This is a genomic window from Parapedobacter composti, from assembly GCF_900112315.1.
Classification (GTDB): domain Bacteria; phylum Bacteroidota; class Bacteroidia; order Sphingobacteriales; family Sphingobacteriaceae; genus Parapedobacter; species Parapedobacter composti.
This window is the reverse complement of sequence record NZ_FOLL01000017.1, coordinates 73,623-93,445: the sequence shown is the minus strand read 5'-3', so window position 1 is coordinate 93,445 and position 19,823 is coordinate 73,623. Positions and strand designations below refer to the sequence as shown.

Annotated in this window: 20 protein-coding genes; 9 read left to right on the top strand and 11 right to left on the bottom strand. The window is 45.1% G+C overall.

The annotated features are described in order from the left end of the window. Nucleotides 1-2 precede the first annotated feature (2 nt). The 3 genes from BM030_RS16050 (at nucleotide 3) to BM030_RS16035 (ending at nucleotide 2,612) form a co-directional block, all read left to right on the top strand. Nucleotides 3-1,382 carry a RagB/SusD family nutrient uptake outer membrane protein gene (locus tag BM030_RS16050; protein WP_090974619.1) on the top strand — a complete coding sequence of 460 codons (1,380 nt, stop codon included), beginning with the start codon at nucleotides 3-5 and terminating at the stop codon, nucleotides 1,380-1,382. A 59-nt stretch (nucleotides 1,383-1,441) separates the two neighbouring features. Further along, the gene (locus tag BM030_RS16045) at nucleotides 1,442-2,023 is read left to right on the top strand and encodes a TlpA family protein disulfide reductase (RefSeq protein ID WP_090974618.1); all 582 of its coding nucleotides are present in this window, start codon (nucleotides 1,442-1,444) and stop codon (nucleotides 2,021-2,023) included. Nucleotides 2,024-2,429: 406 nt separating this feature from the next. After that, nucleotides 2,430-2,612, top strand: a complete 183-nt coding sequence (locus BM030_RS16035; protein ID WP_090974616.1) for a CBU_0592 family membrane protein — start codon at nucleotides 2,430-2,432, stop codon at nucleotides 2,610-2,612. Here BM030_RS16035 and BM030_RS20365 read toward each other — a convergent pair whose 3' ends face one another. From BM030_RS20365 to BM030_RS16010, 7 genes are all read right to left on the bottom strand, one after another. Beyond that, nucleotides 2,613-2,819, bottom strand: a complete 207-nt coding sequence (locus BM030_RS20365) for a hypothetical protein (RefSeq protein WP_139215924.1) — start codon at nucleotides 2,817-2,819, stop codon at nucleotides 2,613-2,615. Further along, nucleotides 2,813-3,052, bottom strand: coding sequence for a hypothetical protein (locus tag BM030_RS20500; protein WP_090974614.1), 240 nt, complete (start codon nucleotides 3,050-3,052; stop codon nucleotides 2,813-2,815). The genes BM030_RS20365 and BM030_RS20500 overlap by 7 nt, the downstream gene beginning before the upstream one ends. Then, nucleotides 3,007-3,312, bottom strand: a complete 306-nt coding sequence (locus BM030_RS19700) for a PIN domain-containing protein (RefSeq protein WP_139215923.1) — start codon at nucleotides 3,310-3,312, stop codon at nucleotides 3,007-3,009. The genes BM030_RS20500 and BM030_RS19700 overlap by 46 nt, the downstream gene beginning before the upstream one ends. A gap of 3 nt (nucleotides 3,313-3,315) precedes the next feature. After that, nucleotides 3,316-3,474 (bottom strand): hypothetical protein, encoded by a 159-nt coding sequence (locus BM030_RS19880; protein ID WP_211657631.1) that lies wholly within the window; start codon nucleotides 3,472-3,474, stop codon nucleotides 3,316-3,318. Between the two features lie 5 nt (nucleotides 3,475-3,479). Beyond that, nucleotides 3,480-4,538, bottom strand: coding sequence for a helix-turn-helix domain-containing protein (locus BM030_RS16020; protein ID WP_244519003.1), 1,059 nt, complete (start codon nucleotides 4,536-4,538; stop codon nucleotides 3,480-3,482). 426 nt (nucleotides 4,539-4,964) lie between these two features. After that, entirely contained in the window at nucleotides 4,965-5,801 is an 837-nt protein-coding gene (locus tag BM030_RS20360) for a PAS domain-containing sensor histidine kinase (protein WP_090974612.1), read from the bottom strand. An 8-nt stretch (nucleotides 5,802-5,809) separates the two neighbouring features. After that, a complete protein-coding gene (locus BM030_RS16010) occupies nucleotides 5,810-6,850 on the bottom strand; it encodes a PAS domain-containing protein (RefSeq protein WP_090974611.1) in 1,041 nt (346 codons plus the stop codon). Between the two features lie 135 nt (nucleotides 6,851-6,985). Between BM030_RS16010 and BM030_RS16005 the strand changes: the two genes are divergently transcribed. Continuing rightward, entirely contained in the window at nucleotides 6,986-7,528 is a 543-nt protein-coding gene (locus BM030_RS16005) for a DUF4269 domain-containing protein (RefSeq protein ID WP_090974610.1), read from the top strand. Between the two features lie 78 nt (nucleotides 7,529-7,606). On the opposite strand, the gene BM030_RS16000 is transcribed toward BM030_RS16005, so the two are convergent. Beyond that, the gene (locus tag BM030_RS16000) at nucleotides 7,607-8,764 is read right to left on the bottom strand and encodes an ATP-binding protein (RefSeq protein ID WP_090974609.1); all 1,158 of its coding nucleotides are present in this window, start codon (nucleotides 8,762-8,764) and stop codon (nucleotides 7,607-7,609) included. A 737-nt stretch (nucleotides 8,765-9,501) separates the two neighbouring features. Between BM030_RS16000 and BM030_RS15995 the strand changes: the two genes are divergently transcribed. The 5 genes from BM030_RS15995 to BM030_RS15970 all read left to right on the top strand — a co-directional run bounded on the left by BM030_RS15995 (nucleotide 9,502) and on the right by BM030_RS15970 (nucleotide 13,935). Further along, nucleotides 9,502-10,515, top strand: coding sequence for a BtrH N-terminal domain-containing protein (locus BM030_RS15995; RefSeq protein ID WP_090974608.1), 1,014 nt, complete (start codon nucleotides 9,502-9,504; stop codon nucleotides 10,513-10,515). 351 nt (nucleotides 10,516-10,866) lie between these two features. After that, nucleotides 10,867-11,697, top strand: a complete 831-nt coding sequence (locus BM030_RS15990; protein ID WP_090974607.1) for an AraC family transcriptional regulator — start codon at nucleotides 10,867-10,869, stop codon at nucleotides 11,695-11,697. Between the two features lie 70 nt (nucleotides 11,698-11,767). Continuing rightward, on the top strand, nucleotides 11,768-12,334 hold the full coding sequence (locus tag BM030_RS15985) for a DUF417 family protein (protein ID WP_090974606.1): 567 nt from the start codon (nucleotides 11,768-11,770) through the stop codon (nucleotides 12,332-12,334). Between the two features lie 237 nt (nucleotides 12,335-12,571). After that, nucleotides 12,572-13,018 (top strand): DUF1801 domain-containing protein, encoded by a 447-nt coding sequence (locus tag BM030_RS15980; RefSeq protein WP_090974605.1) that lies wholly within the window; start codon nucleotides 12,572-12,574, stop codon nucleotides 13,016-13,018. A 425-nt stretch (nucleotides 13,019-13,443) separates the two neighbouring features. Further along, nucleotides 13,444-13,935: an SRPBCC domain-containing protein gene (locus BM030_RS15970; protein WP_090974603.1), complete on the top strand. Its 492-nt coding sequence runs from the start codon at nucleotides 13,444-13,446 to the stop codon at nucleotides 13,933-13,935. A 111-nt stretch (nucleotides 13,936-14,046) separates the two neighbouring features. Here BM030_RS15970 and BM030_RS15965 read toward each other — a convergent pair whose 3' ends face one another. From BM030_RS15965 to BM030_RS15955, 3 genes are all read right to left on the bottom strand, one after another. Then, nucleotides 14,047-15,186 (bottom strand): prolipoprotein diacylglyceryl transferase, encoded by a 1,140-nt coding sequence (locus BM030_RS15965; RefSeq protein ID WP_090974602.1) that lies wholly within the window; start codon nucleotides 15,184-15,186, stop codon nucleotides 14,047-14,049. 8 nt (nucleotides 15,187-15,194) lie between these two features. Then, nucleotides 15,195-17,786 (bottom strand): glycoside hydrolase family 38 N-terminal domain-containing protein, encoded by a 2,592-nt coding sequence (locus BM030_RS15960; protein WP_090974601.1) that lies wholly within the window; start codon nucleotides 17,784-17,786, stop codon nucleotides 15,195-15,197. A 126-nt stretch (nucleotides 17,787-17,912) separates the two neighbouring features. Continuing rightward, on the bottom strand, nucleotides 17,913-19,805 hold the full coding sequence (locus BM030_RS15955; protein WP_244519001.1) for an RICIN domain-containing protein: 1,893 nt from the start codon (nucleotides 19,803-19,805) through the stop codon (nucleotides 17,913-17,915). Nucleotides 19,806-19,823: the final 18 nt, after the last annotated feature.

Genomic DNA, 19,823 nt, shown 5'->3' with positions numbered 1-19,823 from the left:
TTATGAAAAAGGGTTTTTTAGTAAGTATATTGCTGCTGTTGTTGGTCGGCACATCATGCGAAAAATATATAGATGTCAAAAATTCCAATAACGTGGCCATACCAACCACGATTGGACATCTTCAAGCGATTTTGGACAATCCAACTGCAATGAATTTTCAACGGACACCGATGCTTGCGGACGCTTCTTCGGACGACTATTTCGTGACATTGCCACGGTATCAAGGTTTTCCTTTGGCCGAGCGAAATCAGGCGCTATATACGTGGCGTCCTTTCGAGTATATCTACCCGAATGACTGGTCGGCGGCATCGTGGCCGATATTTTCCGCTAATTTTTGCTTGGATTACCTGGATAGAGTAACCATAGGGCAAGACGAAAAGTCCATTAGGGATAATGTTTACGGTTCGGCGCTTTTTTACCGGTCGTTTTATTTTGCTCATTTGGCCTGGGCTTTTGCGCCCGCATATGATAAGCAGACCGCAACCACAGATTTGGGCATCGTAATGCGGTTAACTTCGAATCCTGATGTGCCAAGTGTGAGAACTTCCGTTGAAGATGTTTATAAACAAGTAGTTAATGACTTAAGCGAATCCGTTCAGTATCTTCCGGATTTACCCGAACATGTGAATAGACCATCAAAATCGGCTGCTTATGCGCTGTTAGCGCGGGTATATCTCTCGATGCGAGATTATCCAAGTGCTATGGAAGCAGCCGAAAAGTCGTTAATGCTAAAGCAAGATTTGATGAATTACAATGACCCTGCCGACGGCATAACAATCGCTGCGAATTCGCCGTTTGCACGCTATACCAAAGAAACTATTTTTTATGCTGAAGTGGCTGCGGGAGGTATTCATTTTCCCAGGAATGATACGTTCGTAGATTCTTTGTTGGTGGCCTCCTATCACCCGGATGACCTCAGAAATCAAGCGTTTTTTCTGGTGGTAGGGAATTACAAACGGTTTAAAGGAAGTTATTCACGTTCCCCGCAATTTCCGTTTTCAGGCTTGGCCACCGATGAATTATTCCTGACCCTGGCTGAATGCAAAGTCCGGATGGGGGATGTAAATGGAGGACTGACGGATTTGAATCATTTATTGCAGCACCGCTGGAGGGATGGAGCGGTTTTCGAACCCATAACTGAACAGGATCCTCAACTTGCATTGGCCATCGTATTGCAGGAGCGGAGAAAGGAGTTGTTGTATCGAGGCGTACGCTGGATGGATTTGAAACGTCTGAACAAGGAGGGACATCAGATTGTGCTAAAAAGACAGTTAGGCAATGAGGTGTTTACATTGGAGCCTAATTCGCCGCAATATGCGCTTCCGCTACCTCAGGATATATTGGAAATCACTAAAATACCTGGTAATATCGGTAATAATTGACGCTAAATTTGAACGACATGATTCGTATTTTGATAATAATAATCTTTATTCCTTATTGGATGTGTAGCGTAGGTTTCTCGCAAGAATGGGTGAAAGAACTTCAAGTAGGGGACACCATACCTAACGAACTTTGGTCTTATCCGTTGAGGGTTGTTAATCATCCGCAAGGCCTAGATACTGTTTCGCTTAACGATTACCGGCAAAATGAGTTGATGATTTTGGATTTCTGGAGCGAAGGATGCACACCGTGCTATATGGGCTTTTACCGGGTAGATGGTTTGCCTGAACGATTTACAGGGCTCCAGTTTCTGCTGGTCAATGCTAGAAATCCTTACCGACCCGATCGGACGTCAGCTAATAAAATACACGATGTGCTAACGGCGTTAATCAGTTCCATGAAATTTTCCAATGGATTAAAAACACCGAGCGTGGTAGAGGATACGGTTTTGACGAAACTGTTTCCTCATCGTTTTGTACCGCATTATGTGTGGATTGGAGGGGATGGCATTGTGAAGAAGATTACGCAAACGAGCGAAGTTGATGAATACAACATTAGGACATTTCTCTATTTTGATAGACGTCGGAGAATGATGGAATCAGGTATGAGCATTGAAGAAATAAGAAAAATCCATCGGTATTAGGTAAACCAAATCGCCATCGCTCCATGCTTTGGCTGATTTTGGCAAAGTAAGCAATGTTCCACAAGCTGGCGCCCGGCCGCAAAGTTTGGGCGTCGCTTGCCGGCGTATCAACGTCCCAAAGCGGCACAAAATCGTACAGCCGCGCTCGGGTCCAGCAATATTCGGCACACATTGCCTTCCATAAAAAAGTCTTTCATGTGTTTGCACAACCCCCTATCCGCCAACCGGTGGATGGGGGTTGCTTTCCATCCAACCAAGTTTAGTACATTAGCCCGGTAAACGTGCATTCCCATGACAGCATCAACGGTTACCATTATTGGATGGCTTGGTTTTATTTTTTGCACCATTGCCTATTTGCTCCTTAACCTGAAAATACTCCGGTTTTGACCACCCCGCTTACCAGCTATTGAATGTAGTCGGCGGGGTGGGGTTGGTAATCAGTGCACTGTACTTTGACGTTCCACCTAATCTTGCTGCAAATGCGGTATGGGTATTAATCGCACTATTCAATGTTATCCGCTATACCACGGCGAAGCGCAGCGCGCGGCGAAGGACGTCCGGCGACACAGAAGCGGTATCTACGGAATAACTAAGCAGAGGGGCGCATATTAATCAGCCGCAGCGCATGCTGCTTGCTTTCCTCCATCTTCTGCTCGTACTCTTCCGCATCTTTCACCAGGCTCAGGTAGTAATAAGCTCCGTCAATTAAGACGAAAATCAGATCGGCTGTCGATTGGCAGTCGCCAACTGAAATAATGCCCCGCTGCTTGCATTCCTCCAGCAAAGTCCCTAACACCCACGCAAAGTGTCCTGGAGTTGCTTGTACATGGCTTTTACCTTTTTGTCCCGGAAGTTGAGCGCATAGCAGCTATAAAAAAGGCCGTCATCACAGAGCCTGTTCCACTCCTTGGAGAAAAGACGGTCTATTAATTCTACCAAAACCACCTTCAGATCAGCTTTTTTTCCGTGGTCGAACTTGTAGATTAACAAATACCGCTCAAGAATATAATCATATTGCGGAGCAAGCATCGACTCTCCACCGCTGTGGCCGCCCCAATACGCTCCTGCCTGACCAGTTCATCAAAAATCCATAACATACCATGATAATCGATTGACTTCCTTTTAGCAAAATTACGCACCACCTTATCACTGCTTAATACCATAGCATCGAGACGCTCAGCTAAATATAGCACAGTGCAATCCATCTCCGATAATGAGCGTGGAAAACCAAATCCACGCATTGCTTCACGATCCGATTGCTGAAGGATATGTACGGTAAGTTTATCCATGGATCAGTATGCGGACAACAGTTGACGCTGCTCTTCATTAAGTTCATTGAATACATCAAGTGAGGTGTGTACCTCAATATCCAATTCGAAAAGCGGCACCACTAAGTCCAATAGGTGAAGATCGATAAAAATACAGGCGTCGGTAATAGCAAGCTTCATCACCTATCTTACATAACCAACGATTGGCTCCTGAAGTCGGAGAGTTTCATATTCTTAAGTGCTGCTCCTTTGCTTATTGAAATCAACTCCTCGGCGATTGCCCGATAGAGCAATTGGTCAAACCGGGTTGCTTTTTCAACACCGACATAAACAGTTGGTTCTTCAGTGCGCCACCCCATCTGTTTCATCATATTAAAAAATTGGTTTTTATAATTGTCATTGACAATATTAAGCAAATTGGCCCGGTAAACCAATGCTTGCATGGATATCCCATATTGACTTTTTATATGACCGAGCTCAGTAACTGAAAGCCGGTTTCGGTGAGCACCTAGCTCTTCGCGGATAGTCTGTTCTGGCAAAAGCATTGCTCCTGCAAACTGGTGGCATAACTTCTCCCGCTGATTTTCGGTTAGTTGCGGATCGAACTTCAACAGCAAATGACCAAGCTCATGCAGCAAGGTGAAACGTACGCGATCAAGTTTATCAGCAATATTCCTGTTATAAGCAATAACCGGGATATTACCATTTACCTTGGTTTGCAAACCGTCAAATGAAATTTCAGCATCGATTTCGACAACCTTGATGTGCTTGTCTTCCAACAATTCAGGGATATTAAAAATCGGCCCCAATCCCAGGTTCCAAGCCTTTCGGAGCTCGAGTGCGGCTTCATCGATTTGCTTAAACTCACGTATTACGGGAAAATCGTTCAACGGATCTTTGAACTCGTATTTGACACCTAACAGTTCCTCCAGCTCCAAATACCGCGATAGGTATTCTCGGGTTTGTTCAATGATCCTCTGTTCCTCTTTAGCGGGCATGCGCTTAAGCTTACGGTACTCGATCGGACCAAGCTCTACCGCCATCGGTCTGAAAAAATAATCCGGACGCACATTAAGCGCATCGCTTAGCAGCGATAGTTTTTCACTATCCGGCACCACCTCTCCTTTCTCATACTTATGTAATGCTTGCTTGGTCACTTTGTTGCCCAAGGCATCGGCAAGACCCTGCAATGAAAATCCGTTCAGTAGGCGGGCTGATTTAAATCGTTCTCCAAATAGTTGGTTCATAGCTATCATACTCCTTTCGGTTAGTTTGACAAACAAATCGCGAAAGGGTTTACAAAAATAAATATGTTTTTTATTTTGTCAACCAAAAATGTAAATCTACCAGACTTTATCACGAGACGAATACACACTAAGGAACACGCAAACGGCATGTTGTCATGACATATCAGGTTTACGTACACAGGTTTACGATTATATTTGATGGAATGAAATTTATCAACTAAACTTAGATTCAAAGAATAGCATATATGACGGTTACACAAAAGGCAACAGGTTCTGGCAGTCGGCATAGCACTAGGTATTCCCGCTAGGAGGTTAGTGCGCTTCTATGAAGAAAATGCCAACGTGATAGCGACCCGGTACATTGCGCGAGAAACGAAAATGGGGGAGGCATTTCCGACCCCGCTTCACAAGTACAGGCGCTAACATTTAGCGGCTCGGAACGTCTATTTCAAAATAGAATATCGAGCCCCTGCCTTCCTCACTTTCGACCAGAATACTGCTATTATTATGGTAGCGCAGGATTTCTGAAACAAGGTAAAGTCCGATACCGAAGCCGGTTGTGTTTTGAATCTTTTCGTTATTTACATGATAGAAACGTTCAGACAATCTTTTTTGATCTGCAGCACTGATCCCTATACCTTCGTCACGTACGGATAGGATAACTTTGCCGGCCATTTTTTCGCAGCCAATGGTTATGGTGCTTCCAGCTGGAGAATACTTGATCGCATTGCTGACCAGGTTCATCAGCACCTGCCCTATTTTCTCGCGATCGGCATATACGGTCGCCGGTTCACTGTTTGTCAACTTGAAAAAGTGTTTTGTGCCTAACAATTTGGCATCATCCACAATTTCGCTCACCAATGCATCCAATTCGAAAACCTCCTTCCGAAGCTCGATTTTCCCACCTTCGATTCTCGCCAAATTGAGAAAGCCCTGAATCGTCGAACTCATTTTTTTGGCCTGCACCTCGATTCTTGACATCACACGCCAACTGAAATCATCACCAGCCTTTTTGGAATGGTTCATCAATATCTGCGCAAACCCGGTGATAGCGGTCAATGGCGTTTTCAGTTCGTGGCTGGCCATCGCTACAAAATCATTCTTTCGCCGTTCTTCCTGTTTTTTTCCGGTTATATCCCTGGTTATTTTGGATACGCCGATGATATTTCCCTTCGCATCCTTAATGGGTGATTGGGTGAGGGACACGTCTAACAGGTTTCCTGTCTTCGTCAGGCGTTTTGTATCGAAATGCTCTACCTCCAAGCCGTTCCTTAGCCGTGAAGGATATGCACTTCCTCGTCCTGCCGGTCTTCGGGCACTATTTTCGAAATTGGCTGGCAGATCATTTCTTTAGCAGTATAACCGAACATCCGCTGCGCTGAAGCGTTCCAGCTGGTGACAATCCCCTCCAAAGTTATGCTGATGATGGCGTCATTGGAAGTTCTGATAATGGCTGCCAACTGAGCACTTTTTTCTTCTGCCTGTTTAATATCGGTAATATCCAGCATCGTGCCGGTGAACCGCGTTGAATCCCTTTTGGCGTCCAGGTAAACAGCGCCCTGTACCCTTACCCAGCATAGCCTATGGTCGTCAAACCGGTGGATTCTAAATATTATATCGTAAAGGCCGTCGATGCCCGATTCGGTCGAGCGTTTTACCTCCTGATCTACCTGTTGCCGGTCATCCGGATGGATGAGATCTGAGAGCTTTTCAAAAGAAACCGGTTCTTCCGAAGGGAAGCCGCATATCCTTTTACCCTCCGCTGATAAGTAGATATTCGCTGTTTGGGTGTCCCAGTCCCACGTACCAAGATTGGTGGACGTTATGGCCATCCTTAACCTCGCTTCGCTTTCTTCCAGTTGAAGCAGTAAGCTATTCCTTCTCTTCTCCTCTTCGACGATTGATGTGATATCCTTGGTAAAGCATCTTGTGTGTACGAATTTACCGTCCGTCCTCAAGACATTGGAGCTGATCAATACGTGCCTGATCGATCCATCTTTGCATTTGAGCCTGGCCGAATAATTATGGAGCGTTTCATTATTGGACAGGCGGGTCAGAATGTCCTGTATCGCCTCCGGATCTGCATGGAAATTACTGATGGGCAATCCGACATATTCTTCTTTTGTGTAGCCAAGCACATCCAGCTCGGCTTGGTTGGCCCAAACAATGATACCTTCTCCATCCACCCAGTGAAGCGGTATGGAGGCATTTTCGAAAAAGTCCGCCAGTTCGTCGTTTCTGAGTTTAAGCGCTGCGTTCTCCTTTTCCAGCCGGGCAAGCTTTTCATATAGTTCATTTATACCTTCCATCATCACGTCACAATACTCCCTTCGATTATTTCAGAATTTTAGGCCAAGATAGTAATTCACAATTGTAGCTATTCCATCATTTAAGATTTTAAGTTGAACGTAAGGGAAATTAGAAACTGAAAAACTAAGTTTGTGAATATGAATTTTGACAATATAGAATATTTGCAACATGGCAACGACCGACAACGACAAGCATATGCTATCTTGACGAACAATCAAGTTTTATCAAAACTTAAGCAGTTTGACCCCATTCTTGTGGGGACAATACCCATAAACATTGACATTGAAAATAGCGACCTTGATATTATTTGCTGTTTCGCGGACAAACAAGAGTTTCAAAAATCAGTCAAAGACAATTTTAGCAACGAAAGAAGTTTTACGATCAGGGAGCAGCCAAGTTTAGACACCCTGGCTATTGTTGCCAATTTCTTTTTGGACGGTTTTGAAATTGAGATTTTTGGACAACGTATTCCGACAAGACAACAATTTGCATACAGACATCTAATAGTTGAACATAATTTGCTGAACAAACACGGAGAAAAATTCAGACAACAAATTATTAAACTCAAACGGCAAGGACGGAAGACGGAACCAGCATTTGCATTGGCACTTGGGCTGACAGGCGACCCTTATACCGAGCTACTAAAATTTGAAACGAATGACAAAAGCCCGAACCGCTAACATTGTGTTGGCCCGCAATACCCGACCGTATAAGGTTTCCTGGACTATTTTAAGAAATTAGCTAATTAGCCATTGGTGTTAACAACACGTCCGCCAGCTTTTAACTTCGTAACGGCTACGCCGTTGATTATCGCCGCCACCATACACCAGAATTTTACGTATTGGCGCCAGAACCGCTCCCTGGGCTTCGAATTTATCCAATTGCTTGAAAAGTTCGTTCGTGATAGTTTTAGTGGCCTTTATTTCTACAGCGTTATACGTGCGGCCTTCTTGCCAAAGTAAGTCGATTTCGTTACCGGAGGAATCCTGCCAAAAGAAAAACTCGTGATGTTCGTATAGATGAAAATTTCTTTTTTGATATTCGGCAATCATCATATTTTCAAACACGCTGCCTTTTAACCGGTCGGTTTCCAATTGCTCCGCGGTTTTGATGCCTAATAGATGGCATAACAGACCCGTATCGTAGAAAAACAATTTGGGGGTTTTGACGAGTCGCTTATTGCGGTTTTGGTGGTAAGGCTGGAGAAGAAAAACCAGGTAACTGCTTTCGAGTATAGATAGCCAGGCTTTTGCGGTATTGAAGGCAATATCGCATGCATTAGCCAATGCGCTGATATTCAATAATTGACCGGCCCTCCCTGCACATAGTGCCAGAAATTGCCGGAATTGCCTGGTGTCACGGACGTTCAAAAGCTCTGTGACGTCCTTCTCTACATACGTCTGGATATAGTTCGTATAAAATATATGCGGCTGGATACCGCGATCGAAAATCGCCGGGTATGACCCACTGACAGCCGCGATGGTATAGTCGTCTGCTAATAATTGCTTCGAGAGGAGCTCGGAGAAATCCAGCGGTAGAAGCTTGAATAGTGCCACCCTTCCCGCGAGTGATTGTGTGATACTTTTCAGTAAATGAAAATTCTGGGAACCCGAAAGAATGTATTGACCCATAAGTCCGCTTTCATCTACTCGGCCTTGTATATAAGAAAATAATTGCGGCACACGCTGTACTTCGTCGAAAATTACATGGCGCTCGTACCGATCGAGAAAGCCAACCGGATCGGTTTCTGCAAATTGCCGACTATCCGGGTTTTCAAGGGTTACATATTCATACCCCTCAAAGAGTCGCCGCAACAGGGTTGTCTTTCCTGATTGGCGGGGACCGGTAATTGCCAGTACGGGAAATTTGTCCCGTTGCGCGTTAATCTGTTGCGTTAAGCGTCGTTCGATAAACATGTCAAATCGGATTCCTCAGTCAGTTCCTTCGTACAAAGATACAGGTATTGATGAAATTACAAAGCATTTATTGATGAATTTACAATATATAAATTGATGAAATTACAAAGAATCTATTGATGAAATAGCCTGCAACCCTGACACGAGCCAGCTTTAATGCTTAGAACTGTGGAAGGCACATATTTCGCAGCCAAGGCATTGATTGTTTGCCGGGTTACTCCGACCGCTCGGGTCAACGTTTCCTGAGAGAAGCCTTTGATTACGCGATTTATTTTGATGTGATTTTTCATTGTCCCCTGCCCTTACTATAACGCTACCATTGAATGTTAAAGATTAAGATAAAAAGGGTCAACAAAAAGTGAGGAAACAAAACCATAAGTGATAAATATGGCGTCCCAAATACAAACAGGTTGGCCATTACCGCACACATTATAGACAAAATAATCGCCCATGACCAAGCGAACAGCCGCAGACTATTAATAAACTCATCTTCTACTATTTTTCTACTGAACGCTATCCCACATAACCTAAAAGCGCCCCTAAAACAACCAGAATAAAGCCAAGGTTTACATCAGAGAAAGTAAAATAAACGGGGCTGCTGTTTCTAAATGGTGTATGAAGGCGATATTACCGCTGGCGCCTTGAATAAAGGGGCAATTATCTGTTAACAAAAACTTATACCTTAGTGGTTTCATGAGTGAAAAAATATGAAGCCAAAAACAACATCGCAGTAACCAATGAAAATAGAAAATATAAAAGCGTTTGACGGACAACATTGCGAGACGACAGCGACAGGAACGCTGTTAAGACAACTCGGCATTGAACTTTCCGAGCCTATGCTTTTTGGGCTTGGCGAAGGATTGGGTTTCATTTTTTGGAATATGAAAACAATGAGTTTCCCTTTTATAGGTGGGCGAATCAAAACTGACCTTCTAACTCGGAATATTGCGAGAAATCTAAACCTTGAATTAACCGTTAAAGAAACTACATCGAAGCAAAAAGCGTGGAAAAATGTAAAAGAACTGCTTGACAGCGGGCAAGCGGTCGGATTGAAATTAGACTGTTTTCATTTAGAATATTTTTCACGGCCATTTCATTTTGCAGGACACTATGCAGCTATCTATGGCTATGATAACGAAAACGCCTTTTTGGTGGACACAAAGCAACAAGGCTGTCGCGTAAAGACGAGCTTGAAAAGTTTGGCATTGGCAAGAGCCGAAAAGGGCCCCATGTCTTCAAGAAATTTGTATTATACGCTGAGTAAGACTGATAAGAAAACGAATTTAGAAACCTCGATTATTAAGGCAATTAGAAATAACGCGAGTGACTATCTAAATCCACCGATAACGAACATAGGCTATAAAGGTATTGTAAAAGCAAGCAGAGAAATAGTCAAATGGTTTAATAGTAGCAATGACATTGAAAACGAGTTTAAGACATCTGCAATGATGATGGAAAAAGCGGGAACCGGTGGTGCATTATTCCGAAATCTATACCGTGATTTTTTGAAAGAAAGTTACGACCTGCTGAAAATCGACGAATTAAAAGCAGGACACGAAGCATTTGTAGAGATTGCAGAACGCTGGACCTTGGTTTCGCAATTATTTGAAAAAGTAAGTGAAACGAAAGACGTTAAATACATCCAACAAGCATCTGACCTGCTAAAAGCCATATCCGACAAAGAAAAAAGAACAATGGAAATGTTGGGCGAAATAAACCGAACCCTTCTGGAAACCAGACAGGTCCTGTAATATTGTAAGGAGGCCAATATGTTGATGTGGATATCCGAACTTGGCAGTTATTCACTGACGGCGCAAATCTATGAATAGTAAAAGTGGGAAACAGCGACTATGGAAACAGACGAGTTAATCATTGTAAAGGCGCAGGGCTTGGTTTTTCGTTTGCCAGGGAGCGAACGCAGTATATCGCTTAGATAATTGGAGGGTGTAATTTACCGTGTAGTGTACTGGTTTTATGGACGTAATGTAAAATAAGTCGATTTGTCAAAATATCAACGCAGGTAACAACCCAAGGAAAAATCATAACTTCACACAGGTTTGGCCTGACAGCCCCTAATCATTAGGGATGAATTTTTTGACACTATGCTTTTTCACATCGATACCGTAAACATACAAACGCATTCTTCCTGGGAAGATAGCTCACACTACCAGATCATCTTGCTGCCGTGCCCGACGGAATTCATGGTTGATTTCACGGATTACGAAAACACATCCACCGCGCTGTTATTTCTCAGCCCTTATCAACACCTGTCTTGGAAAGGAGCGTCCCTAACGTCTGCCACACGGATACGGTTTCATGGCGACTTTTACTGCATCGAATACCACAAAGAAGAAGTGGCCTGCAACGGATTGCTGTTCAACAACATTTATCTCCAACCTTTCGTTGCCGTAAACAATGACCTATACCAGGAAATCGAGCTGATCATCGGTAAGATACGTACTGAACTTTCCGCCAATGCCTCATTTTCCGAGTCGGTCATCAAAGCTTACTTACAGCTCATACTGGCGCTATCAAGCAAAGCGAAAAAAGCGCTTATCGACTCGGCCATTTTGCCGAATGCCGCACTTGGGCAGGAAGGTTCACTATTTCAGCAGTTGCTGGCCGATAATTTTACAACTCACCGATATCCTTATTTTTACGCAGAAAAGCTGAATCTGAGCTTAAGTGCATTCAGCAAGAAAATAAAACAGCAGCTTGGTAAATCGCCCTCATCGTTGATCCAAGATTGTGTTATACTGGAGTCGAAAAAGCAACTGCATCTCACCTACTTATCTATTAAAGAAATCGCGTCCAGGCTGGGATTTGATGATGAGCATTACTTCAGCAGATATTTCAAGAAGCGTGTCGGCGTTTCGCCTTCCAAATTCCGGGAGCAGGTCGGCATTTCCATCGTCGCGCAAAAAAGTCCATGACGGATCGCTGTTTGTCCATTCCGTAAAATACCTGGGCAGCTTAATTTCGGCCCGGTAAACATCGGTTAACATGAATAGTTTTATCGACCTTTTAGTACGCGGACAACGGGGTTTCATTCATCTTGCACGGATTGCCATTTTTATCGTCATGGCCTGGATTGGTGGCTTGAAGGCGTTTCAATATGAAGCGGACGGCATCGTGCCTTTTGTTGCGAATAGTCCGTTGATGAGCTTCTTCTATACCAAGCCAGCACCCGAGTATCAACAGTATAAGAATCCGGAAGGAAAAACCGTTGCTAAAAATATCGAGTGGCACCGCGCAAATGGCACCTATCTGTTTTCTTATGGACTGGGTTCTGTTATCGTTATCATCGGCTTATTGACCCTGGCAGGTATCTGGTCGGCCAAACTAGGGATCATCGGAGGATTATTGACATTTCTTATGTCTATTGTCACGCTTTCTTTCCTTCTTACCACGCCAGAAGTTTATGTACCCAATTTAGGCGGTGACTTCCCCACACCGCACTACGGATTCCCCTACCTTTCCGGCGCTGGCCGCCTGGTGCTGAAAGACGTGATCATGATGGCGGCAGGACTCATTGTTGCCTCAGACGCGGCCCGGCGGTTGCAGGGCTAATCTCCTTAAATTTTGAGAAACGTTTGATTCCCAGCGGGCTAAAATGAAAAACCTAATTCTTATATTTGAAACGATATCTAACTTCCCGGATATGCGTGGGGCATTTTTTTGAATGAGAACCTACTATCTCTTCAGTGGTTAGGCACAGGCCGCCGGGCATTCCATGGACTGGAATTTACGCTGACTAACACAGCCCGACCACGATTTGCAACGGAAATCGAACAAAATATTTATTAAATGGCAAAAACAAAAACGACATATACGGGTGAGGACATAACTGATTTTATAAATTTATATGTTGATGATGAACAAAAGAAAGCCGACAGTTATCAACTAATTGACCTATTACGAGAATGGTCAGACGCTGAACCTAAAATGTGGGGACCCAGCATAATCGGATTTGGTAACTATCATTACAAATACGCAAGTGGGCACGAAGGAGATGCGCCAGTTCTTGCGTTTTCGCCAAGGAAAGCAGCCTTGACACTCTATGTTTACTCTGACACTGTGAAAAGCAAAAAACTATTGACTGACCTTGGAAAATTTAAAATGAGCAAAGCCTGTATATATGTAAAAAGGCTTGCTGACATCAATACTGACATCCTCAGAGAAATTTGTATTGAATCAATAAAATACATTAGCGAACATTACGAATGTTCTTGCAGAGTAAAAAACCAACATTAGTATAGAAATATCATATTGTAAAGATATCTCAGCTTTACATTAAATTTGGTGACAGATAAACAAATACGCTAACAATCGGCTTAACCGGTGCCCATAAAAATCATCATGACCATTCGGCTATTTTCTGCAAGATTTATACTAATTGCGTTTACACTTTATATCAACAATTCGTTAGCCCAGATAACTGACTCCCCTAAGGAGTCCGGCAGCGTTGCTAAAGCAAACCTTCATGCCGTTTTCAAAGATATTTTTGGAACGTATGCCACACTTGATTCCATGCGCCTTGAGTTCCCAAACTGAAAGCCTGATTTCCTCGCCAATATGCGATCCGTGGTAAGCATATAAGTATAAGACAGTGTAAAGGGGAAAACATTTCAAGCCGAAAAAAGTCAAATAGATACCAACGATTAATAACAAAATAAGCTATGGATTCACTGACGACAAAAATTGAAATATCAGTCCCGCGTGAAAAGGCATTTGATTGCTTTGTTAACAGGTTAACACATTGGTGGCCGAAAGAATATACCTGGTCGAACGAAAAATTAGTCGAATTAAGTATAGATCCTGTTTCAAACGGATTGTGCAGCGAAATTGGTCCGAATGGGTTCCGTTGTGATTGGGGCACGGTATTAACTGTCGATAGCGGTCGAAGTCTATCAATGAAATGGCAACTCACGTTTGAGCGGAATCCCGAACCTGATGCCGACAAGGCCAGTGTTGTGCATATCCAATTTGAGGAAGTTAAAGAAAATCAAACTTGCCTCCATCTCATACACGAACAATTTTCAAATCATGGGGAGAACCATGAAAAATACAGGAATGCAATGGCTTCCGCACGAGGATGGCCTTATTTGTTGTCGTCGTTCGCAACTTATATCCATAGAACGGATTGTCGAGAATTACCGGAAAGCGATTGAGCAAATGGGAAAAAAAACAACATTGACATTTTTAGGGTTTTGTTGGACGGTTTTTACTTTCGGGCAGACAAACAACAATGCAAAACTTGTTGAACTTGGCAAGGCAAAGCTTTATGTTTCGTAACGAGCCAACCAAACGGTAACAACCACCGCCAACAACAGGAGCGCTATACTGATTAACTGGGCTTCTGACAAAGCAACGCCCCATACATCGAATTTGTAGTTAACACGTATAAATTCAATCAGAAACCGCTCCATACTGACCACAAACAGGTAAATAGCGAACATCATCCCCGGTACCTTTATGTTCTTCCTTACGCACCAAAGCACACCAAAAACAAACAGTATTGTGGCGGCTTCGTATAAGGAAGTAGGAAAAACACCTTCGGGAAGTATAGCACAATATTTGCCGGAACAGCCTGGTATATATTCTCCCTGGTTGATAACATTATGGGGGAACCGGAATGACCATGCCCATTGCGGCAGCCATTCAACGGGTTTTTCGTACTTATTCACGATTCCCCAGTCTCCGTCTCCGGAGAGGTGGCACCCCATCCGGCCTACGCCGTAAGCCATTAACATGCCCAATGCGCCGATATCTGCCAGATGCTTCCAATCGATCCCTTTACGGATACCGATATATAAATAACTCGCCGCACCAAAGAAAAGCCCACCCCAAAAGGTCAGTCCGCTGGAATCCAGTAGCTCCATAAGGCCCTGCGCCCCGGATAATCGATTATCTTCAAAGACATTGAAGATTTTTGCGCCCAAAAATCCCGTTACACCCGCCCATAATAGCATGGTGGGTATCAGATCCCTGGGCTTTACTTTCCGTGTTTCCTCCTGAAGCGGACTCAGGAACAATTTCCGTTGCGAAAGAAATAAAAAAAACCAAAAGAATAACAGTACTATCACGCCGGCACTCCAGCTACCGCTATCTGAAAACAACCAGCGAAGGGGATTATGCCGGAATGCGTCATACTCAAGAAACACACCCCAGCCTTTGAACCCTATCAAAAAGCCGATCAACCCATACCCTATCAAAATAAACAGTTTAAGCCGCACGCCTACTTTGACCTTTTCTTCAACAACGCCGATATATCCTTCCTTTTCCTTACGATCGAATTCGCTCCGGAATACCAAGCAGGAAAGGATAAATGATAGCGCTACAAAAAACCCGAAAGTGGGTATCGGCCAGGAGAAATCCGTACCGAATAAATAATTGAATAACGACGAGATCAACGGAAACATAGCCAACGCTAAGGTAATGATTCTATTTTCGCGTTGCTAAGTTTGATGGTGCGGATACCGAAACGGGGAATATTGGCCATAATGGCCGTCTTCTGGTTGCCCGTGGCGGTGTATTGTGCAGCCTTCGAGGTTTCACCGCTTAACTCCACCCACTCAATCGTATCCGCTTTTCCTGCGAATGTGATTTGCTTATCGGCATCATCACTTTGCGCATTAAAGAGCCGGATGTACAGGTCTGTACCTTTTATTTCCATGGATACCAGCTCATAAGCATTGTCTTGAATGGACAAATAGGATTGCTGTGCAACGTCATTGGCTTGTGCGTCGATCAAGGTGGCCACCAACGGTTCGTTTGCGAGTTCACCTTTAGTCCAAATCCGGTCGCTATCCCATTGACCGGCGTGTGGCATCAGACTATAAGAGATATCGGTGGGACCGGTTATGGTATAGTCCCTCCCCCATAATCCCCTGCCCGAATATTGCAGCGTAAGTGCCAACGGATGATCGCTGCCGTGTACATAACTGGTGGTATGGTCGGTAAACAGGGCCAGACTGTTATCCTTGCTGTTGCTTCCGAGATCTACCCAGTTTAACACGATCGTATGTTTAATCTCATCCCACCGATTGAAATAGGTATTTTCCAACTGGCTCTTACATACATCGAAAGGAGCATTCTTATAAATTTGCTGGTCATTAATGGCAGCCGGAAAACAGACCAGTAGTTTATAACGGTCGTCATAAAATGCTTTTCTCGGGTTTTCGGCGCTGAAAGCGATGCCGGTTTCGCCAATGGCCGGATTGCGCTGCCAATCGATAAACACGCCCATGTCTATTTTCTCCTCCTGTTGTTGAAGCCGGATGGTTTGCGTAAACGGGTGTTCACCAATAAAACCATCAATCGCTAGCTGAAGCAACAGCGGCCCTTGTGCTACCACCCGTATACGGGCGGGCTGGTCGGCGCTGGATATAAACTTTTCTTGTTCGCCGAAATAGCCTCTGAGTTCATTGAAGTGCCACGAACTGGCGGGGTCTACGTACTCTTTGTTGTTCATTTTCTTAGCAATCAGGCTCTCGATTACGCCGCCTTTTTCCGGATTGATAACGAGCCGGTACAAATCGCTTTCGAGTATATATTTACCCTTTTCCTTACGATACGATACAGCGTGCCCGGTGGTTGCTTTTCCTCTCCGGATGGTATAGGTTGAATAGCCAAAGGAAGGAACACTTGCCGGAAACAGCATCCACGTGCTCCCATCTTCGTTGATAAGCTGTGTGGGATATGCTTTACCTTGCTGGTCAATTACTTCCCAGGAAGAATGGCCCCAAGTAGAAGGTACTTTAACCCGGGCTATTTCATTCCGGTCGACCGCTAATGTGTTAAATAGCCTAACCGCACGTTGTCCGCTTTTGCTGTTCAGAGCTTTCAGCGATCGGTCGATAATCACTTGGCTGTTCTGATGGGTCACTCCGGTCCACTCGGTTACGTGATCTGCCCAGGTGCGTCCACCCTGGAGATTGTTGTAGGGAACAATCCAGCAGTCGTGATGCTGCGAAAGCAGTAACTTGATCCACCCTTCGTCAATCAACCGCTTGGGCCATTGCATGTTTCCGACCAAGGATCCAAACACTGCCATTTTCTCAGCCTGTACAATCGTGTTTTCTGCCCCTCTGATCTCCTGTGCGAGGGTATTCATTACTTCACTCCCCCATACCAGGCTGGTCAGGACATCTTCTTGGGTAAAGTACCAATCTTCATCGGGCGTTCCGATGGAATAATTGGCAATGTAGTTGCGCCACGTTGTATACCGGGTAGGCGTATAAAATTGTGTGGTATCCTGGCCCAGCCACGGTCCTTTTGCCCATCCCTGGCTCCAAGCGGCATCCTGAATACACATTCCGACGGGATGTTGGATTCCCGCGTCAAGCGATTTTTGGATATAATCTTTGCTGTTAAACCAGGCGATGCTTTGCCACGTCGAGCCCGGCTGAAGGTCTTCAACGGCATAACGAGGCACCGTAGTGATGGCGGTACCGTCAGGACCGATCCAGTTGACCAACTCCCCGCCGAACGCCCGGGTATAACCGCCCCACATGGTGTTGGGGTTTTTGGTGGAAGCGTATTTGAATCCGAACGATTTCAGGATGTAGGGAAGTGAGCTCGTAAAACAGGGTTCTTCGGCAGAGTAGGTGGTAAATACCGCCGACGGAAAGTGCTTCCGCAACAGCTCTATACCGTAGGAGAATTGGCGGATATTGCTTTCACCGGAGGTAGCAAAGAAGTAGCTCTGTGCGTACGTAGGATTTATATACTCGACCCGTCCTGTACGGATCGACTGATCTTCAAACAATTTCTTGAACTCCTCATACGCTACGGGGTCACGCAGCTTGACGACGTCCCATGTTTCGGGTTCCACTTCCATATTGATGCTCCAGTCGGGATACTGCTTCAACATTTTAGTGATAAAGGCCGTTTGTCCTGCCGGATAGTGCCCGTAGACGCCACCGTGATAACCGTCGATGAAATACGCTTCCTGCGCTACCAGAGGCCGGTGAATGGTGATTGTGATGAAAAAAAGTATTAAAAAAGATGGTTTCGCCATTTGTTTTGTTTTACTATTCAACTTCCTATCTACATGCAATTTTCGCAACCAATCGTCCGAAAGGGAACCCTTGGGAAGCCCTCTTGATTTTCCAGATTGGTAACGGGGCAATTTCAGTCGTATTGCCTAAAGCCCAATCATTTCATAAGGTACGCGCACCCCCTTGACCCGATAATAATAGGGATCAAGGTTGCCATCATCTTCTTTGACGTTATTTTCGTTATTTTCCGCACAGGCACCAAAATTAATGCTATAGGTGAGCAGCAGCTCATTTTTGCCGTTTTGCGATGCCGCATGGATAATCGGCGTATATACCCGCGCATTATATCCTTTGTAATACTCCGAAAAGCTGTACACGAGTTTGGGCTCCGTAAACGGACCTGTGGGGCTAGCGGACGTGGATATATACATGTTGAGGGACGGAATGCCGCAATAGAAACCCTGGTCCATAGTTAAATGGAGGTACTTTCCGTTTAAATAGCCGAAGTTGTTCGTACCGTTTCCTTCTCCGATAACCGCAGCCGAAGCCGTTGAAGGCGCTGATGCCCAGGTTGTTCCGTCCCAGAATGTCCAGCTGGTTGGATTTTCGTGGGGGAATCGTGCCACATACAAAAGGGTATTGTACCCGAACGTTTCCGGTTTTGCACGTTCCCCGTAAACATACACATATCCATCGCCGGATTTCACCATGCCGTCCTTGTAACTGATATCCAGTTGACCGGTCATGCCCGGTATGGCTAACCGTTCAACTTGGTTCCATTCGTTGCCGGATTCCTTTTTCAGCTTGTAAATCGCCTGGTCGGTATCGTCAAGACCGTTTCCTTCACCGCCGTGGAGATAGACGTAATCGCCGAGTTCGACACCGGGGCCGACCCAGTTCCGGCCTGCACCCGCCGGAATGGGACAGATATTGCCAATGTTGTGATGGGCCCCTTGCCTGGTCATCATCGGCGACCTTGGGTCCCAGTTGTCAATGGTTGATTGAATGATAATGGAATTCGTGTAAGAGATGAAGCGATCACCGTAAAGCCGGCCGTTGGGCGTGAGATTCCCTTCATACCACGCATCTTGGGTAACCCAAAGTATGCGGCCATCGGAAAGCGGAATGCTGGTGCCCTGATCAAACGCCACTGATCCGGTAGTCCGGGCAAAAAACTGGGTCACATCGCCATCCCGGTAGCTGTCTTTCGGAAGCTTGGTGAGGGTCCACCGCTGGCGTTCACTTTCTTGCTTTTCGGCGTTTACCACAGTCAGGTTTGCTACGCCAAGGCCGCTAAGGGTCAGATAGAGCCCGTTGGCTTTATTGGAAATCTCGTATTGCCCGGTCTCCGTTGACTCCTCGATCTGCCAGAGTTGCAGGTCGGCATTGGTCTTCAGCTCCGGATTTTGTGTCACAGGCGCCCCGGCATCCGCAGCTTGGAGGAACATCCCGCTGTTGAGGTTGCGTAGCTGATAATAACGGACGTCATTTTCCGTAGTGTGATAGATGAGATCCCACTCCTGCCACCGCTGAAGATTCTCCGCCGTGGTCGCTTCTGCAGCGGCTACCGTCATGGTCGCGTTCGCCCAATACTTTTCATTAAAGTCCATGTTCCCCGCTGTTTGCAACACCAATCCGGTTGACGTAGCGATGCTATATGTATCGTAATCGGTAATACCGGACTCATACACCCTGAACTCAACCTCCCACTGGCGACTTAATCCGGATGCGGAAGTGACCGTGTAGATGACTGTTTTCGTGGCCGACACGTCAATCGGTTTACCGGATTCCGGACTGATCGTCGCTTGATCAGAAATGGTAATAATTGGCGTAATGTTCGTCAGATCGGTTTTGGAATCGACCCGCACCAATATTTTGAACACGTCGCCCTCGCGATAGATGGTTGCTGCCCCAACCTGGCCGCTTTCTAATTTAAATTCTTTGATCATCCTACCTGGGTGAGGTGGCGTTTCGAATTGCTTATCGCAGGAGGCAACCAGGACAAATCCTAGTATCATGCTGAATATTGGACGTTTCATGGCTTTTAGTTTAATTTG

Coding starts and splice junctions, on each gene's coding strand:
- BM030_RS16000 (WP_090974609.1), bottom strand. CDS start 8,764: ATGTTTATCGAACGACGCTTAACGCAACAGATTAACGCGCAACGGGAC.
- BM030_RS15970 (WP_090974603.1), top strand. CDS start 13,444: ATGGATTCACTGACGACAAAAATTGAAATATCAGTCCCGCGTGAAAAG.
- BM030_RS15995 (WP_090974608.1), top strand. CDS start 9,502: ATGAAAATAGAAAATATAAAAGCGTTTGACGGACAACATTGCGAGACG.
- BM030_RS16020 (WP_244519003.1), bottom strand. CDS start 4,538: ATGAACCAACTATTTGGAGAACGATTTAAATCAGCCCGCCTACTGAAC.
- BM030_RS16010 (WP_090974611.1), bottom strand. CDS start 6,850: ATGATGGAAGGTATAAATGAACTATATGAAAAGCTTGCCCGGCTGGAA.
- BM030_RS20500 (WP_090974614.1), bottom strand. CDS start 3,052: ATGCTTGCTCCGCAATATGATTATATTCTTGAGCGGTATTTGTTAATC.
- BM030_RS15960 (WP_090974601.1), bottom strand. CDS start 17,786: ATGGCGAAACCATCTTTTTTAATACTTTTTTTCATCACAATCACCATT.
- BM030_RS15990 (WP_090974607.1), top strand. CDS start 10,867: ATGCTTTTTCACATCGATACCGTAAACATACAAACGCATTCTTCCTGG.
- BM030_RS19700 (WP_139215923.1), bottom strand. CDS start 3,312: ATGGATAAACTTACCGTACATATCCTTCAGCAATCGGATCGTGAAGCA.
- BM030_RS16045 (WP_090974618.1), top strand. CDS start 1,442: ATGTGTAGCGTAGGTTTCTCGCAAGAATGGGTGAAAGAACTTCAAGTA.
- BM030_RS15980 (WP_090974605.1), top strand. CDS start 12,572: ATGGCAAAAACAAAAACGACATATACGGGTGAGGACATAACTGATTTT.
- BM030_RS15985 (WP_090974606.1), top strand. CDS start 11,768: ATGAATAGTTTTATCGACCTTTTAGTACGCGGACAACGGGGTTTCATT.
- BM030_RS15955 (WP_244519001.1), bottom strand. CDS start 19,805: ATGAAACGTCCAATATTCAGCATGATACTAGGATTTGTCCTGGTTGCC.
- BM030_RS16005 (WP_090974610.1), top strand. CDS start 6,986: ATGAATTTTGACAATATAGAATATTTGCAACATGGCAACGACCGACAA.
- BM030_RS15965 (WP_090974602.1), bottom strand. CDS start 15,186: ATGTTTCCGTTGATCTCGTCGTTATTCAATTATTTATTCGGTACGGAT.
- BM030_RS16050 (WP_090974619.1), top strand. CDS start 3: ATGAAAAAGGGTTTTTTAGTAAGTATATTGCTGCTGTTGTTGGTCGGC.